Raw genomic sequence first — 17,468 nt, forward strand, 5'->3', positions numbered from 1 at the left:
GTGGATTTTGGCAAATGGCGCACTCCTCTTCTTCCGTAAACGTGCGGCAAGACTTGCAATGCCCGATGTGGGTCATTGCCTCATTGAGCGCCTTGGCTAACGCGATTCCACCCGAGCGGTTGCGTTGCAGAAGATAATATGCCATACGTTGCGCAGATTTCGGACCGACGCCCGGTAACACGCGTAAGGCTTCCATTAAATTTTCAAGTAAAGGGCTGCTTTGCATATTGAATTGCCACTGACTAAAAAGGGATAGGGGCAAATCATGATTTGCCCCTACGGAAAACGATAAACTCTTGCAATAAATTTACGTTAAAGCGGCAGTTTCATACCTGCCGGCAATTGCATGCCTGCTGTGACGGCTGCCATTTTTTCTTTTTGCATTTCATCCGCACGACGAATCGCATCATTAAATGCCGCCGCAATTAAATCTTCCAGCATTTCTTTATCTTCTTCCATCAGAGACGGATCGATTTCAATACGACGGCAATTGTGAGCACCGTTAATCGTTATTTTGACCAACCCGGCGCCGGATTCCCCCGATACTTCCAACTGTGCAATTTCTTCCTGCATTTTTTGCATACGCTCTTGCATTTGCTGGGCTTGCTTCATTAAGCCGCCTAAACCACCTTTTCCAAACATTGAGGACCTCTCTTTAATTTTTAAAATAATCAAATAAAAAACGCCTGCATTCTACTGAACCAAATGCCTCGGCGCAAGCGGTTAGATTCGGCAAATTTAATTCGCTTTTCCGAATCAAATAATCCGTCGCTATTATGTTAAAGAGAAGATACAATTAAATGAGAAAATTTCACCAAACTACGTTTTTCAGTGCATTTTTAAATGCGCGGATCAATTTGAGAACAATAATGAGCGAACAACAGATATTACGTCAAATCGTACTCGATACGGAAACGACCGGAATGAATTTTAACGGTGCGCCGCATATCGGACACAATATTATTGAAATCGGTGCCGTTGAAGTGATTAACCGCCGTCTGACGGGGCGAACTTACCACGTTTATATTAAACCACCGCGTGAAGTTGATGCCGAAGCTATTGCCGTTCACGGTATCACAAATGAAATGCTTGCCGACAAACCGACTTTTGCCGACATCGCCGATGAATTTATTGCATTTATCAAAGGTGCCGAATTAATTATTCATAATGCCCCCTTTGACGTCGGTTTTATCGACCATGAATTTTCATTTTTACCGAACCCGCCGCCGAAAGTCGCAGAAATGTGCAGCGTAACAGACAGTTTGCAACTTGCCCGTAAAATGTATCCGGGTAAGCGTAACAGCTTGGATGCGTTATGCGATCGCCTGCATATCGATAACAGTAAACGGGTTCTTCACGGCGCATTGCTGGATGCGGAGATCCTTGCCGATGTATTCTTAATGATGACCGGCGGGCAAATCGCCTTGCTTTCGGAAGAAGAACAGGAAACGCATCACTCGGTTCACACAGAAACGCTTGAACGTCGTGTAACGGTGGATACATCCGGTTTGATTGTGCTCATGCCGACGGAAGAAGAACGTGAAGCACATCAGAAATACCTTGAATTGATTGATAAGAAATCGAAAGGTAATTGCCTGTGGATAAAAGCGGAACAAGGCGATTCGATTGTAATAAACTAAAAAATGCGCAGCTTGTACAGTAAAAAAGCAAACAATCCGTTTTTTACAAAAAGTATTTGACGGTTAAAAACGAAATCATTAATATACGCCCCGTTCGCTGCGGAGTGGTAGTTCAGCTGGTTAGAATACCTGCCTGTCACGCAGGGGGTCGCGGGTTCGAGTCCCGTCCATTCCGCCAACTTATTTTAGATTCATAATATACCTCCTTAGTATGTTAAAGGAAAAAACCTCTGAGAAATCAGAGGTTTTTTCTTTTCTGTAAAAAGGCGTTTTACACGCCTCTTCAACACTTAAAGTGCAATACCGAATTTTTCTTTCACCAACGGTGCAAAATCGGAATAACCGCCAACGTGAACATCATCTAAAAAGATTTGTGGCACAGTCGCAACGGGTTTACCCACACGCGGTTCTAAATCTTGTTTTTCGATACCTTCAGCGATCATATCGACAAATTTAAAATCGAAATCAGGTAATTCTGCTTTCATTTTTTCTGCAAGCTGCTTTGCTCGAACGCAATAAGGGCAGCTTAGTCTGCCGTAAATTTCTACAAACATTTTCAATCTCCTATAAATTAGGGGCATTTCAGCCCCTACTTCTCATTACTTCGTACTGGTACTTGTCGTGGTACGACTTGCACGTTTACGTTCTACTTCAGTGAGTAATTTTTTACGAATACGCACAGATTTTGGTGTGACTTCGACTAACTCGTCATCATCAATAAATTCTAACGCTTGTTCCAAGCTGAATTTAACCGGTGTTGTTAAGGTTAAAGCATCATCTTTACCTGACGCACGCATATTGGTGAGCTTTTTCCCTTCAAGTGGGTTTACGGTTAGGTCATTTGAACGGCTATGGATACCGATTACCTGTCCTTCATAAATTTCTGCACCGTGATCGATCATTAGTTTACCACGATCTTGTAGTGCATAGAGCGAGTAAGCCAGCGCTTTACCTGTGCCGTTTGAAATTAATACGCCGTTAATACGCTGACCGATTTCACCTGCTTTAACATCATCATAGTGGCTGAAGCTTGAGTAAAGTAAGCCTGTACCTGACGTCATCGTCATAAATTCGTTACGGAAACCGATTAAGCCACGGCTTGGAATGATATATTCTAAACGAGTACGACCTTTACCGTCCGGGATCATATCACGCACTTCGCCCTTACGGATACCAAGTGCTTCCATCACAGCCCCTTGGTGTTGTTCTTCAATATCAATAGTCACTTGCTCAAACGGCTCTTGTTTGCGACCATCAATCTCTTTGAAAATCACTTTTGGACGAGATACTGCTAATTCATAGCCTTCACGACGCATATTTTCGATTAATACAGACAAGTGCAATTCACCTCGACCTGATACGCTGAAAATATCAGAGTCATCGGTTTCTTCTACACGTAATGCGACGTTATGCACTAACTCTTTCTTTAAACGCTCTAGAATTTGGCGTGAAGTGACGAATTTCCCTTCTTGACCGCAGAATGGTGATGTGTTTACACAGAAGAACATTGTTACTGTCGGCTCATCAACCGATAAGGCTGGAAGCGCTTCAACATTGTTGATGTCACATAAGGTATCTGAAATGTTTAATTCGCCTAAACCTGTAATTGCAATGATGTCGCCGGCATAGGCTTCGGTTGCCTCATAACGTTGTAAGCCTAAGTGACCTAATACTTGACCTACGCGACCATTACGGGTTTTACCCTCTGAGTCCACCACCGTAACCGGTTGGTTCGGTTTAACCGTACCACGTTTGATACGACCGATACCGATAACGCCTAGATATTTGCTGTAATCCAACTGCGAAATTTGCATTTGGAACGGTGCGTCAAGTTCAACATCCGGCGGAGAAACTTGCTCTACAATCGCTTCAAATAATGGATCCATATTCGGAGCAAGATCTTCGTGATCTAAACCTGCGACACCATTTAATGCAGAAGCATAAATAATCGGGAAGTCTAACTGTTCATCGGTTGCTCCCAAGTTCACGAATAAATCGAAAACTTGATCCACAACCCAGTCAGGACGCGCGCCCGGGCGGTCTACTTTATTGATTACCACGATTGGTTTTAAACCGTGAGCAAAGGCTTTTTGCGTGACGAAACGAGTTTGCGGCATTGGACCATCAAAAGCATCGACCACAAGTAACACCGAGTCCACCATTGAAAGTACACGCTCAACTTCACCACCGAAGTCTGCGTGTCCCGGGGTATCTACGATATTGATACGATAGCCGTTCCAGTTAATTGCGGTATTTTTCGCAAGAATGGTAATGCCACGCTCTTTCTCAAGGTCGTTTGAGTCCATTACACGCTCATCTACATCACCACGAGAAGTGTCTAATGTGCCTGACAGTTTTAATAATTTATCAACGAGAGTGGTTTTGCCGTGGTCAACGTGGGCAATGATTGCGATATTACGCAGTTTTTGAGTATCTAATTGTTGCATTGAAATTTCTTTATTTTGAAAGTATAAAAATGGTGGGATACCCCACCAGACGAATCCTGAATTGTGATAGAGATCACAAAAAGACGGGCGATTATACAGAAATTCCGCCAAGCTGACTAGAAAGCAAGCGGTCAGATTGTCATAAAAATTTGCAAATTTAACGTAGCGCTTCCAATAGCGCCTGATATTCCTTGGAATTCCGTAATAAAATTTGAGCCGCTTGCTTTAATTTATTGACATCTCGGCTCGGTAAATAAAACGACGTATTGATATTCAGCACTTCTTTTTTCAATTCCGACTCCGGCAGTTCCTTCAACCCCAAACTGACGAAATGTAATTCCACCCGTTTGTCTTTAGGTTGTTTTGCCATTGTTTTATTCCATTCGTCGACAAACCCACGGAAACGACGCAGCGTCGTTTGCGTATTGCGATCAATCGGCACATTGATGATCGTATTCACTACATCCATCGTTTTCGGAATATTTGCACTGTGATCGATTTCACCTGTTACTTCATTTTGGGCATTAACGCTGATAATCACAATCCGTTTTAATTTATTCTTTAAAGCGGTCTGATACATTCCCTCCTTGCCAATCAGATCATAACTATCGGTAAAGGCGGCAAGCCCCAAATTATCCGTTAGCCCTCCGTCAACAAGGTGAAGAAAAGGTCTGGTTTTACTGTCTTGATAAGCGGCTAAGGTTTCTCTAATCTCTTCGACATTTTTCGACTTTTGTGTATCCGCATTAACCGCAATCATCATATTAGTAATCTCGGGAAGATGATAATGACAATTGCCGCCATGATTATTAAACGTCAACGGACTGAAAATAAGCGGCACGGAACTTGAAGCGGCAACCGCCCTTGCAATTTCTACATGACTCAAATTCAAACATAATCCATCGAAAAATTCTTGAGTAAAAACTACTTTTTGTCCCAAACTCATATACGTCGCACTCACAATCACAAAAGGACCTTTACGCTTGCTCGCCAGCTCGCCGAATGTCTTGCCTTTATAAAGCGCCAAATTAAATTGTTCTTGAAGCAGATCCCCCCGCCCATATTGTTCCGATGTCAATTTAGGCACATTCGCCAATGAAAAGAACTGGCTCGTCAACTGGCTCTCAAAATCCTTTTTCAAGAAATTGTCTTCAAATTTCGGTACTACGTCTTTGCCTTCCAAAGAGAAATAGGTCGCTAACACCGAACCGCCCGACACACCGAAGACCAAATCAATGTTATCCAATAACGTCGACTGAAACGGATTGGAACCTATCGCCGTTTGCTTAAATTGTTCTAACACACCGTAACCGAGCGCCGCAGCACGGCTTCCGCCCCCCGATAACATCAGAATAATTAAATTGCCGTCACGTTGTTCCATCAACGTTTTAACCCGATATCCTTTATCCGGCGTAATTTGACTGATCGTTTCAATCGGCTGAAACTGCGTAGAAGTACAGCCGCAAAGAAAAGCGGTTAACCCCAACGTAAAAAATTTTTTCAACATAAGTCACACAACAAAATAACAAGCGGTCTGATTTGCAAAATATTTTGCGAATCGCACCGCTTGCAGGTTAACAAATGCGGTTATATTGGCTGCAAATCACTAATCAAAACAAACGTTGTTTGCTACGACTGATTTCAAAACCATGTCCGCTACTGTTGCTGCAAATGAGCCCTGTAGGACGGCTGGTGCACTGCCATTCTTTGTTTTGCCGACCTTTACCGCGAATGGTTTCACCGTATTTCAATACGCGACTGTTCGGATCGGCTACGCTATCCCCTGCACATATCATATCTGCCTTGCCGGTAGGTCCAAGGGTGAAATTACCTTCCCAATCCAAATCGCAGTGTGGAGGCTTAGGCAGAGGAGGCTTGGCTGTACTGCCTGTCACTTGACAGGTTAACGCGTCTACTTTTTCTTCCGCATCGGAATGGTACAGGCAGTTGATATTGCCGCTTGGCGTTCGGAAAGACGTAAACCGAGTGTCGGGGGCAATGATAATCGTATCCGCATCGCGATAACCGCCTTCAATGGGATCGCTGATTTTCAGTGTGCCGTCGGCTTTATCCACCAAATAGGTAAATAAGTGCGGGGCGGTAGTCGGGTCACCGCCACATTGTGCATTATGTTTTTCATGTACGGAAACAGAAAAGTGGTTGCCTTTATCGTCAGTAATAAAGCTTAAACATTCGGCTCGAATATCGTTTGAATGTTTTTTCTCAATGGAAGTGCGTACCAAATTAACAGCCTGACTCTCTTCGGCAACAGGTGCGGCACAAACGGTCGAAGCAACAACCAGACCTAAGCCCGCAATGAATATACGTAAGTTTTTCATAAGAAGCTCTTTTTGTTGAAGTCATGTTAAATGTTATTTCTCAGGCGGCTTTGCTTTTGTTCGGGCTGCCTGAAAAAGAACGGAATATTTTTACATCCAATCATGTTGCAAACCGCACCGCTTGCAGGTTAACAGGAGTCACGTTCAATTAACGGGCAAGGCAAGTGGTGTACTTGCTTATCCGTTCGCCCTTCGATTAAATGCAAAGTGGCTTGTTCACCGATCTCATAATGCGGCAACTGAACGGTGGTCAACGGCGGCAAAAACAATTCGGCAACGCCGACCATATTATCATAGCCGATAACGGCAACGTCTTCCGGAATGCGAATGCCCCGACTCAGCAATAACTGGTATACCAACATGGCAATCCGGTCATTACCACAAATAATAACATCAAAGTCAAACGGCTCGGACGAACGGCGTAAGATGTCCTTTAACGGATCGGCTCCGCAAACGTAATCGTTTAAATCCTTTGGCATAAAGAACTGAACGGGTAATGCCGGTTCGGCTTGAGCAAACCAAGCCGCTTCAAATCCTTTTTGTCTTTCCGCCGCAGCAATTGCATTCTCCGGAATATATAAGCAGAGAGGCTTTTTATATCCCTTTCGTATCACTAATTGCGTCGCATCAAACTGCCCTTGAAAATCATGCGGAATGTAGCTGGCAACATGCAGATCGTCCGTGACGCAATTCGCCAATACAATTGGGAATTGTTGTAACGCTTTCGGGATTCGAACCTTTTTTAAGCCGTTTCGCGTAATAATAATAGCGGAAGGACGGTGGGACAATAAAAGTTCCACCGCTTTCTCCACTTCACTGTCATCTTCTTCAAACGTATTAATCAAAAACGAATTCCAGCCGAATTTACGCACCGTTCGCTCTATCGCCAAAATGATTTCAACGGAAAACGGTGTTGTCGCCGTCCCTAAAGACAGCACGCCAATACTTTTATTCGCCGAATCCACACCGCGAATCTTTTGTGCGGAAAGGTTCGGAACATAATTCAGATCCTCAATCGCCTGCTTCACTAATCGGTAGGTTTTTTCCGATAACTGCTCCGGGTTATTGATTGCGCGCGAAACGGTCATCAATGACACGCCGGCTAATTTTGCCACATCTTTTAATGAAGCCATTTAGACAAACTCCTTAATTTATCCGACAAGCGGTCTTTTTCTTGTTATTTTTTGCAATGTTTGCAACAACTTGACTAGTTTAATCTGAAATACGGTGATTTTCCGCTCACACTATAAAAAATGAGATCTTGATCACAAAAATGAAATGTTAACGTTAAAAATTGTGATGTGCATCACATTTTTAGCATTTACCCGCTTGATCATAAAAATGATAACGTTAACATAGTGAACAAAGTTTAATCATGCCAGTCGAGGTTTATATGCAAACAGTCAATCCACATCAAGCCTATTACCTAAAAAATCGCAACTATTGGGTGTTTAGCGCTTACTTTTTTACTTACTTTTTCATTATGGCGACATGCTATCCGTTTTTAGGAATTTGGCTTGGTGATATCAACGGACTGACGGGAGAAGAGCGCGGCATTGTATTTGCATCCATGTCGTTTTTTGCCCTCTGCTTTCAACCGGTTTTCGGCTATGTTACCGACAAGTTGGGGGTGAAAAAGCACATGCTTTGGGCGGTTGCACTGACCCTAGTGTTTTATGCACCGTTCTTTATTTACATCTTTGCACCGTTATTGAAAACCAATATTTGGTTAGGCGCCATCTCAGGCGGTATCTATATGGGATTCGTCTTTTCCGGCGGAGCGGGCGCCTCCGAGGCTTACGTCGAACGGGTCAGCCGTCAGAGCAACTTCGAATACGGACGGGCAAGAATGTTCGGTATGTTCGGTTGGGGAATTTGTGCTTCTATTGCAGGCATTATGTATAGTAAGAATCCAGATTCAGTGTTCTGGTTAGGCTCAGGTGCTTCCTTATTTTTATTGGTGCTGGTTGCACTGGCAAAACCTGAACAAAACTCCACGGCAAGCGTCATTTCTCAGCTCGGAGCTAACAAAAACCCGGTCAGTTTGAAACAAGCCGTTGCATTATTGAAGCTGCCGCGATTTTGGGCGCTACTTGGGTATGTCGTCGGAGTTGCCTGTACTTACGATATATTTGACCAACAATTCGGTAATTTCTTCAATACCTTCTTTGATTCCAAGGAGAAAGGCATTGAAATGTTCGGTTACGTGACCACCATGGGGGAACTGCTGAATGCTGCGATCATGTTCTTTGTTCCGCTTCTAATTAACCGTATCGGTGCCAAAAATGCGTTACTGATTGCCGGCTTTATTATGACCATCCGCATTATCGGCTCTTCCTTCGCAACGGAAGCGTGGCATGTCGTTGTATTAAAAACATTACATATGTTTGAGGTTCCCTTCTATCTCGTCGGTTTATTCAAATACATTGCCAATGTATTTGAAGTCCACTTTTCCGCCACGATTTACATGGTGGCTTGCCAATTCGTTAAACAGGTCGGCAATATGCTCGCCTCTTCCATCGTCGGCAGTTGGTATGACAAATTCGGCTACCAAGACACTTATTTTATCTTGGGCTGTATTGCCCTTGCCTTTACCGTACTGTCTATTTTTACTCTTACGGGCAAAATGTCGATTAGCGAGCGCTATCAACTCCAAAAACGGAACATTCACGGTATTTAATGCTTCACACTGACACATTGAGAGGAATATATGATGAATCAAGTTATTCGTTTAACCAGTCAAAAAAATGATCTGATTTTAGTCACCGACACCAATCCGCGTATCATTCATTGGGGGGCACGTCTGAATCAATTCGTCCCCGAAAGCGTTATCGGGTTGGAACCCGGTGTTACAAACGGCGGATTGGATATTTCGGTTCCGGTATCGCTTGCCTGTGAAAACGGACGGGGTTATTTTGAGTCCGGCAGTATAGAAGGTCATCGTAACGGGCAAGATTGGGCGCCTGTATTTAATCAAACTCATGTCGAACAACATCATCAAACCGTAATTATTCGAAGCGTGGATGAACTCGCCGGTTTGGAATTTATCAGTGAATTTGAACTGGATGAAAAAACCTCCGTACTCAAAACCCGTAACAAACTGCGTAACCTCAAAGCGGAAAACTTTACGGTAAACCGTTTGGCCGTCACACTACCCTTACCGGAATATGCCGACGAGGTATGCAGTTTCTACGGACGTTGGGTGCGAGAATTTCAACTCAACCGACAAACCTTAAAGCACGGCGGGTTCATTCAAGAAAACCGTGTCGGACGCACTTCCCACGAATATCCGCCGAATATCATGATCGGCGAATCCGGTTTTAAAGAGCAAAGCGGTCAAGTATGGGGTTTCCACCTTGCTTGGAGCGGTAACCATCGTATACGTGCCGATATCGATATTCGCGGTCGCCGTACGGTACAGCTGGAGGCGCTTTACTTCCCCGGTGAAATTCAACTTAAACGGAATGAAGAAATCGCGACACCTTGGGTATATACGACTTTTTCAGACAACGGATTAAACGGGATGAGCCGACAATTCCATCAATATCTCCGTGAACATATCGTGCGCTTTCCGAAACAACAAACGCGCCCTGTTCATCTCAATATTTGGGAAGGCGTGTATTTCGATCATCAACCGGATCATATTATCGCCATGGCAAAAGCCGCCGCAGAAATGGGGGTGGAACGTTTTATCATTGACGACGGCTGGTTTATCGGTCGTAACGATGATTTTGGCGGTTTGGGAGATTGGTATCTCGATGAAAATAAATACCCGAACGGCTTAACGCCGATTATCCGTGAAGTCAAAGCATTGGGGATGCAATTCGGGATTTGGGTTGAGTTGGAAATGATCAATAAAAACAGCCGCCTTTACCGTCAACATCCCGACTGGATGCTTCAAATCGAGGGTTATGATCAACCTGAAGAGCGCAATCAAAATGTCTTAGATTTATGTAATCCGGAAGTATTTGATTATCTTGTCGAACGCATGGATTGGCTGCTCGGTAATCACGACATCGACTACATCAAATGGGACATGAACCGCCGAATCGTACAAGGCGCACATCACGGTCAAGCCTCCGTCACCAAACAAACGGAAGCCTTATATCGATTATGTGATGTGCTTTGTCAAAAATATCCTCATGTCGAGTTCGAAGCCTGCGCATCCGGCGGCGGACGAATCGACTATGAAATATTAAAACGCGCTCAGCGTTTTTGGACCTCTGATGACAATGATGCGCTGGAACGTCAAGTCATTCAACGGGGCATGAGCTACTTTTATCCGCCTGAAATCATGGGCGCTCATATCGGTGGCTTCCATTGCCACACGACCTATCGTAAACTGGATGCCGGTTTTCGGGGGCTAACGGCGCTCTTCGGTCATATGGGGGTCGAACTGGATCCGGTGAAAGAAGGAGAAGCCGAACGCCAAAGTTTCCGTAAATACATTGCATTACACAAACAACTGCGTGATCTATTGCACAGCGGTGACGTGTTCCGCTTGGATCGCAAAGACCCCGCGTCATTGATTAACGGTGTTGTCAGTAAAGACAAATCGCAGGCGGTAGTTTTAATCAGTCAACTTGCCATGTCGGATTATTTGCAACAGGAACTGCTCCGTGTGCCTTATCTGGATGAAGCAAATTATGCGGTACAACTGTTAGATATGCCGCGTAACTATCAAGAAGGAAAATTCGGTCACTTAATGAAAAAACTGCCCGAATGGATGACAAAAGTCATTGCGGGAGAACCGGTGATCATAAACGGAAGCTGGCTGGCAACCTTGGGACTGGTTCTGCCGAACCTCGATCCGGCAAGCGCCCTGTTGCTTCGATTCCAACGTGTGTAACTGACATCCGCGGTAAGCCATTTGCAAAATTTAACCGCAATCTTACCGCTTGTTCTATCGAGTAATAAAAGGAGGCATTATGCTATTCGCCGATTATTTTCAAAACCCTGCCGTGTTGCACCTTAATACGCAGCCCCATCACGCTTATTTTATTCCTTTTGCAAAGGGGCAAACGGCGTGTCAAATCGAACGCGAATCGTCACAGTATTTCCTCAATCTGAACGGTGATTGGGATTTTCACTACTACGCCGGTTATCAATCTCTTCCGACACAATTAGCGGAAATCCCCTTTGCACATCGTATTCCCGTACCGTCAAATTGGCAAAACCACGGCTTTGATCACCATCATTACACTAATATCAACTACCCTTTCCCGTTTGATCCGCCTTATGTGCCGATTGACAATCCGTGCGGCGTTTATCGTCGCATTTTTGAGTTGAAGAAGAACAACAGCAAACGTTATCTACTGAACTTTGAAGGCGTGGATTCCTGTTTGTACGTGTACCTCAATCAACAATTTGTCGGCTACGGGCAAGTCAGCCACAGTACCAACGAGTTTGATGTGACGGATTTCTTATACGAAGGCGAGAACCATCTTATCGTTTTTGTCCTGAAATGGTGCGACGGCAGCTATTTGGAAGATCAAGACAAATTCAGAATGTCGGGGATTTTCAGAGATGTCTATCTGCTCGAACGGGAGCAAAATTACCTGCAAGATTTCTTCGTCCGCACCGCTTTGTCCGATGATTTACATACCGCAGAGCTCACGGTGGAATGCCAATTTGCACAAACGCCCAAATCGATTGAATACCAACTGTTCGCCCCAAACGGTACGTTAATTTGTCGCGAGCAAGGAACGGATTTTTCAGTCACGCTGAATAATGTGCAATTATGGAATGCCGAACAACCGCAGCTTTATCGGTTACACCTAATCACGGAAGAAGAAATTATCGAACAAAAAATCGGCTTCAGACACATTCACATTGAGCGCGGCGTGCTGCGTCTTAACGGACAGCCGATCAAATTCCGTGGCGTCAACCGACATGACAGCGATCCGAAAACCGGTTACGCCATCAGCCGTGCGCAAGCACTCCAAGATTTAGCCTTGATGAAGCAACATAACATTAATGCGATTAGAACGGCGCATTACCCCAATTCACCGTGGTTTAGCGAATTGTGCGATCAATACGGCTTTTATCTGATCAGCGAAAGCGACATTGAAAGCCACGGCGCGAGTATGCTGTATGTCAGTACCCCCGAGCAGAGTATTTTTTTAAACCATTCACAGATTTGTGAACATGAACGGATCCGCCAAAAAGCGATCGATAATTTCTGCTACTTTGCCCGCGATCCGCAATTCAAACAAGCTATTTTAGACCGCACCTATGCCAATATTGAACGGGATAAAAACCGCACCTCCGTCGTGATTTGGTCGCTCGGTAACGAAAGCGGTTACGGTGAAAATTTTGAAGCGGCGGCGCAATGGATTAAACAGCGTGATCCAAGCCGTTTGGTGCATTATGAGAGCTCTATTTATCAACATTCACAACATCAAAACGATTTAACGCCCCTTGATTTTTACAGCGAAATGTACGGCAGCCCTGAAGATGTAGCACGCTACTGTCAGCAGCCGCAAGCCAAGCCGTTTTTACTGTGCGAATACAGTCATGCGATGGGAAATTCCAACGGCGATTTAGAAGACTACTTCCAAGTTTTTGAGAAATATGAACATGCCTGCGGCGGCTTCATTTGGGAATGGTGCGACCATACGCCTTATCTGCCCGACGGTTCGGGTAAATTAGGCTACGGCGGTGATTTCGGCGAATATCCTCACGACGGCAATTTCTGCGCCGACGGCTTGGTATCGGCAGAACGTATCCCGCACAGCAACCTGCTAGAACTCAAAAATATCAACCGTCCTGCACGGGCGAAGCTTGTCGGTCATCAGATTGAATTGCAAAATTATTTGGATTTCACACCGCTTGCAGAGGTACTATCCGTTCATTATCAATTCAGTGAAAACGGCGAAGTGACCTCGCAAGGCACGCTTGAGGTTGATTGCGCCCCTCATCAAACCGTACAACTTCCGTTAAGCTTGCCGATCAACAAGGGAAAGCTGACTGTTCTAACCTTAACTTACCTTGCCCGCCGAGCAAGCGAATTTATCCAAGTCGGTGATAGCTTAGGCTTTGATCAAATTGTCTTTAATGAAGACGTGTTAGTGAAACCTGAAACGCATTTCCCTCAACAACACTTTGATGTCACGGAAAATAATTGCAAAATTTTCATCAAATCCGACCGCTTGTATTTTGAATTTGATAAAAACAAAGGGATTTTCAGCCGAATCAAACGGGATCATCAAGACCTTATTCAACAGCCGTTGGATTTTAATATTTGGCGGGCGCCGACGGATAACGACCGTTTGATTCGGGAATTTTGGGCGAATGCAGGTTATAACCGCGCCTATACGCGTGCTTACCAAACTCAAGTCACCCGACATGCACAAGGTGTAGACATTCATGCGCTATGTGGCATCGTTGCCGTATCCAAAGCCAAAATATTGGCATTAGATGTGACATATCGTTTACATCATAACGGAAAATTGGACGTAATCATTCACGGGGAAAAATCCCCCGAACTGCCGTATTTGCCACGCTTCGGGTTACGTTTTTTCCTTGCGAAACAGACTCAACCGATTGAATATTTCGGCTACGGTGAGGGTGAAAGTTATATCGACAAACATCACGCGACGCAGTTAGGGCGATATACGACAATCGCCGCACAAAACCACACGGATTACTTAAAACCGCAAGAAAACGGTAGCCACTTCGGTTGTCACTATGTAAAAACACAGAGCATATTAATTTCAAGTGATCGCGGTTTTAGCTTTAATATTTCACCTTATATGCAAGAAGAATTGACCGAGAAAACCCATGCGTATCAATTGGTAGCCTCGTCTTATGATATTTTATGTATCGACTATAACATGAGCGGAATCGGTTCCAACTCGTGCGGTCCGAAGTTGAAACCGCAGTATAGATTCAACGACTGCGCCTTTTCGTGCCGTTTCGCCATTGAATTGATTCCGAAATGATTTTTGTGAGCCACGTCATAGAACGAATTTTAGAATTTAACTATACTATTACGGCTAGGAGGAATACATAATGAGCGAACAATTTGCGATACATGAGCACCCGCACCGTCGTTATAACCCGTTGAAAGACGAATGGATTTTGGTTTCGCCCCATCGGGCGAAACGTCCGTGGAGCGGTCAGGTGGATAAAGCGGCGGTTGAACAGCTGCCAAGCTATGATGAAAAGTGCTTTCTCTGCCCGACAAATACCCGTGTTTCAGGTGATGTAAACCCGAATTATCAAGGCACTTATGTTTTTAACAACGATTTTGCGGCATTAATGCCCGATACGCCTGACGCACCACCATCTGATAATCCGTTGTTTAAAATTCAGGGAGTGCGTGGTTTGGCTAGGGTTATTTGTTTTTCGCCTGATCATAGTAAAACGCTCCCTGAATTGCCTGTGGAAAAAATTCGTGGTGTAGTTGATACTTGGAATGCTCAATTAGAAGAGCTAGGCAAAGATTACTTGTGGGTTCAAGCCTTTGAAAATAAAGGGGCGATGATGGGTTGCTCACAACCACACCCACACGGACAAATTTGGGCCAACTCCTTTTTACCGAATGAAATTGCAACCAAGGATAAAAATTTGCGTCGTTACTATGAACAATACGGCTCAAATTTATTGCTAGATTATGCTCACGCAGAGCTAAAAGATGGCATTCGAATCGTTACAGAAACAGAACATTGGCTTGCTGTTGTGCCATATTGGGCGGCGTGGCCTTATGAAACGATTTTAATGCCAAAACGCCATGTAAAACGAATGAATGAGCTGAGCGAAGCCGAAAAAGACGGTTTAGCTTTAGCGATTAAAAAGCTGACCTGCCGTTATGACAATCTGTTTGAATGTGCCTTCCCGTATTCAATGGGCTGGCATTTTGCCCCGTTCTTTAAAGACGGGCAAGATATTGAACATTGGCAACTCCATGCTTATTTCTATCCGCCACTACTCCGCTCGGCAACTGTACGGAAATTTATGGTCGGCTATGAAATGCTAGCCGAAGCCCAACGGGATTTAACCCCAGAGCAAGCCGCCGAGAAGTTAAGAGCGGTGAGTGAAGATGTTCACTATAAACAAAGATAATTGAATGGGGCGAACACATCGGTTCGCCCCTACATAAAAAATAACAAAGGAAGATAACAATGACCCCAATCGAACTCTCTCAAACCCAATTTGAACAACATTTTGGTTATGCCCCGCAGCAAACGGTTTTTGCCCCGGGGCGTGTGAATATTATCGGTGAACATACCGATTATAACGACGGTTTCGTGATGCCTTGTGCGATCAATTACGGCATGGCGGTCAGCTTCGCCAAACGTGACGATTCCATTTGGCGTATTTATGCCATTGATATCAATCAAACCGATGCCTTCGATATCAAAAAAACCATACCACAAAGCGAAGACAAGTGGAAAAACTATGTACGCGGCGTAGTGAAATATATTCATGAAAAACACCCTGAGTTTATTCAAGGAGCGGATATTGCGATGACCAGCGATGTGCCAATGTCCTCAGGTTTAAGTTCATCGGCGGCACTTGAAATTTCGATCGGCAAAACTTGCCAAGTGTTAGGTAATTTGGATATCAGCCTGACTGAAATCGCCTTGATCGGACAAAAAGCTGAAAACAAATTTGTCGGCGCAAATTGCGGCAATATGGATCAACTCACATCCGCATTAGGGCAAAAAGATCACCTTGTGATGATCGACTGCCGTAGCCTCGATATCAGCCCAACCCCTGTACCACAAGGCTATTCCATCGTGATCGTTAATTCCAACGTAAAACATGATTTAGTGACCGGTGAATATAATAGCCGACGCCAAGAGTGTGAAGATGCGGCAAAATTCTTTGGGGTAAAAGCGTTACGCGATATCACACCGGAGCAATTTATTGAACGCGCAGAAGAACTACAAGCATTCAGTGAATTGGCTTATAAGCGAGCTAAACACGTTATCACTGAAAATCATCGCGTATTGGAAGCCGCAGAGGTACTTAAAGCCAATAATATGCAAAAATTAGGTGTATTAATGGGCGAATCGCACGATTCAATGCGTGATGATTTTGAAATCACCATTCCGGAAATCGACTACCTTGTCGAACTGGCTCAAGTGGCTATCGGCAAAGACGGCGGTGCGCGAATGACCGGCGGCGGCTTTGGCGGCTGTATTGTCTGCTTGGTGCCGAATGATAAAGTGGAAGCGGTACGTAAAATTATTGCCGATAATTATGAAAAACAGACGGGGATTAAAGAAACCTTCTATGTTTGTACGGCAAGTGATGGCGTGAGAGTGGTTTAATTTCTTAATATTTGTCGGCGCGAGCCTCTCGCTCGTGCCTTATTATCTATTGTTTACGGCAAGAGCGGGACGCTCGCACCGGCTACAAGTTAAGGTATCTTTATGCAACTCTACACTCTCGAAAATGATCATCTCAAAATCACCCTATCTGACTTTGGTGCATCTTGGCTTTCTTGTATTGTAAAATTACCGAATGAACAGCGGGAAGTCCTTGTCACCACCACACCCGAACGCTGGCAAAAACAAACCGCCTATTTCGGCGCAACCGTCGGACGCTACGCAAACCGTATCGCTAATGGGTGTTATCGTTTAAACGATAAAGAATTCATACTGGCTCGGAATAATGGCGAAAATAATTTACACGGTGGGGAGTTAGGCGCCGATAAACAGCTCTGGCAAGTAGAATCCGCCTCGTTACAAGCGGTCAGATTGAGCAAAAAATTTGCAAATGGTGAAGAGGGCTTTGGCGGAGAAGTAAATGCAACGGTAGAATACCGCTTAAACGGTAATCAACTTGAGATCGAATTCAATGCGCAGAGCGACCAAGATACACCGCTCTGTTTCACCAATCATGCCTATTTTAACCTCTCAAATGCGCCGACGATTCATCAACATGAATTACAACTGAATGCAGATTATTACCTGCCTGTCGGCTCAAACGGGATTCCGAATGCACCGCTAAAAGCGGTTGAAGGTACAAGTTTTGATTTTCGCAAGCGTAAGAAAATCGGGCAAGACTTGTTGACTGATGCAGATCAGCAA

General features: G+C 44.5%; 13 protein-coding genes, 1 tRNA gene and 1 pseudogene. 8 read left to right on the forward strand and 7 right to left on the reverse strand.

Translation table 11 applies throughout. From position 1 onward, the window contains the following. Positions 1-226, reverse strand: a pseudogene (recR, locus tag ACEYJ7_RS06455) (recombination protein RecR); the annotation flags it as partial. Between the two features lie 86 nt (positions 227-312). Next, positions 313-642 carry a YbaB/EbfC family nucleoid-associated protein gene (locus ACEYJ7_RS06460; protein ID WP_373767706.1) on the reverse strand — a complete coding sequence of 110 codons (330 nt, stop codon included), beginning with the start codon at positions 640-642 and terminating at the stop codon, positions 313-315. A gap of 227 nt (positions 643-869) precedes the next feature. Between ACEYJ7_RS06460 and dnaQ the strand changes: the two genes are divergently transcribed. After that, positions 870-1,640 (forward strand): DNA polymerase III subunit epsilon, encoded by a 771-nt coding sequence (gene dnaQ, locus ACEYJ7_RS06465; RefSeq protein ID WP_373767705.1) that lies wholly within the window; start codon positions 870-872, stop codon positions 1,638-1,640. Positions 1,641-1,741: 101 nt separating this feature from the next. Continuing rightward, positions 1,742-1,818: transfer RNA gene (locus tag ACEYJ7_RS06470), tRNA-Asp, on the forward strand. A gap of 112 nt (positions 1,819-1,930) precedes the next feature. Here the strand turns inward: ACEYJ7_RS06470 and ACEYJ7_RS06475 are convergent. The 5 genes from ACEYJ7_RS06475 to ACEYJ7_RS06495 form a co-directional block, all read right to left on the reverse strand. After that, entirely contained in the window at positions 1,931-2,194 is a 264-nt protein-coding gene (locus ACEYJ7_RS06475; RefSeq protein WP_373778260.1) for a GrxA family glutaredoxin, read from the reverse strand. Positions 2,195-2,239: 45 nt separating this feature from the next. After that, entirely contained in the window at positions 2,240-4,087 is a 1,848-nt protein-coding gene (typA, locus tag ACEYJ7_RS06480; RefSeq protein WP_373778261.1) for a translational GTPase TypA, read from the reverse strand. A 157-nt stretch (positions 4,088-4,244) separates the two neighbouring features. Next, entirely contained in the window at positions 4,245-5,594 is a 1,350-nt protein-coding gene (locus ACEYJ7_RS06485; RefSeq protein ID WP_373778262.1) for a patatin-like phospholipase family protein, read from the reverse strand. A gap of 103 nt (positions 5,595-5,697) precedes the next feature. Then, a complete protein-coding gene (locus tag ACEYJ7_RS06490) occupies positions 5,698-6,426 on the reverse strand; it encodes a DUF6636 domain-containing protein (protein WP_373778263.1) in 729 nt (242 codons plus the stop codon). A 128-nt stretch (positions 6,427-6,554) separates the two neighbouring features. After that, positions 6,555-7,559: a LacI family DNA-binding transcriptional regulator gene (locus ACEYJ7_RS06495; protein WP_373778264.1), complete on the reverse strand. Its 1,005-nt coding sequence runs from the start codon at positions 7,557-7,559 to the stop codon at positions 6,555-6,557. 260 nt (positions 7,560-7,819) lie between these two features. Between ACEYJ7_RS06495 and ACEYJ7_RS06500 the strand changes: the two genes are divergently transcribed. The 6 genes from ACEYJ7_RS06500 to ACEYJ7_RS06525 form a co-directional block, all read left to right on the forward strand. Continuing rightward, positions 7,820-9,106 carry an MFS transporter gene (locus ACEYJ7_RS06500; protein WP_373778265.1) on the forward strand — a complete coding sequence of 429 codons (1,287 nt, stop codon included), beginning with the start codon at positions 7,820-7,822 and terminating at the stop codon, positions 9,104-9,106. A gap of 30 nt (positions 9,107-9,136) precedes the next feature. Continuing rightward, entirely contained in the window at positions 9,137-11,275 is a 2,139-nt protein-coding gene (locus ACEYJ7_RS06505; RefSeq protein ID WP_373778266.1) for an alpha-galactosidase, read from the forward strand. A 79-nt stretch (positions 11,276-11,354) separates the two neighbouring features. Further along, positions 11,355-14,369, forward strand: coding sequence for a glycoside hydrolase family 2 TIM barrel-domain containing protein (locus tag ACEYJ7_RS06510; RefSeq protein ID WP_373778267.1), 3,015 nt, complete (start codon positions 11,355-11,357; stop codon positions 14,367-14,369). 70 nt (positions 14,370-14,439) lie between these two features. After that, entirely contained in the window at positions 14,440-15,492 is a 1,053-nt protein-coding gene (locus ACEYJ7_RS06515) for a UDP-glucose--hexose-1-phosphate uridylyltransferase (protein WP_373778268.1), read from the forward strand. Positions 15,493-15,551: 59 nt separating this feature from the next. Beyond that, positions 15,552-16,706 (forward strand): galactokinase, encoded by a 1,155-nt coding sequence (gene galK / locus ACEYJ7_RS06520; protein ID WP_373778269.1) that lies wholly within the window; start codon positions 15,552-15,554, stop codon positions 16,704-16,706. A 102-nt stretch (positions 16,707-16,808) separates the two neighbouring features. Further along, positions 16,809-17,468, forward strand: a 660-nt coding sequence (locus tag ACEYJ7_RS06525) for a galactose-1-epimerase (RefSeq protein ID WP_373778270.1), incomplete at its 3' end; no start/stop codon positions are given.

This window comes from Glaesserella sp. (assembly GCF_041814905.1).
In the GTDB taxonomy this organism is placed as follows: Bacteria; Pseudomonadota; Gammaproteobacteria; order Enterobacterales; family Pasteurellaceae; genus Glaesserella.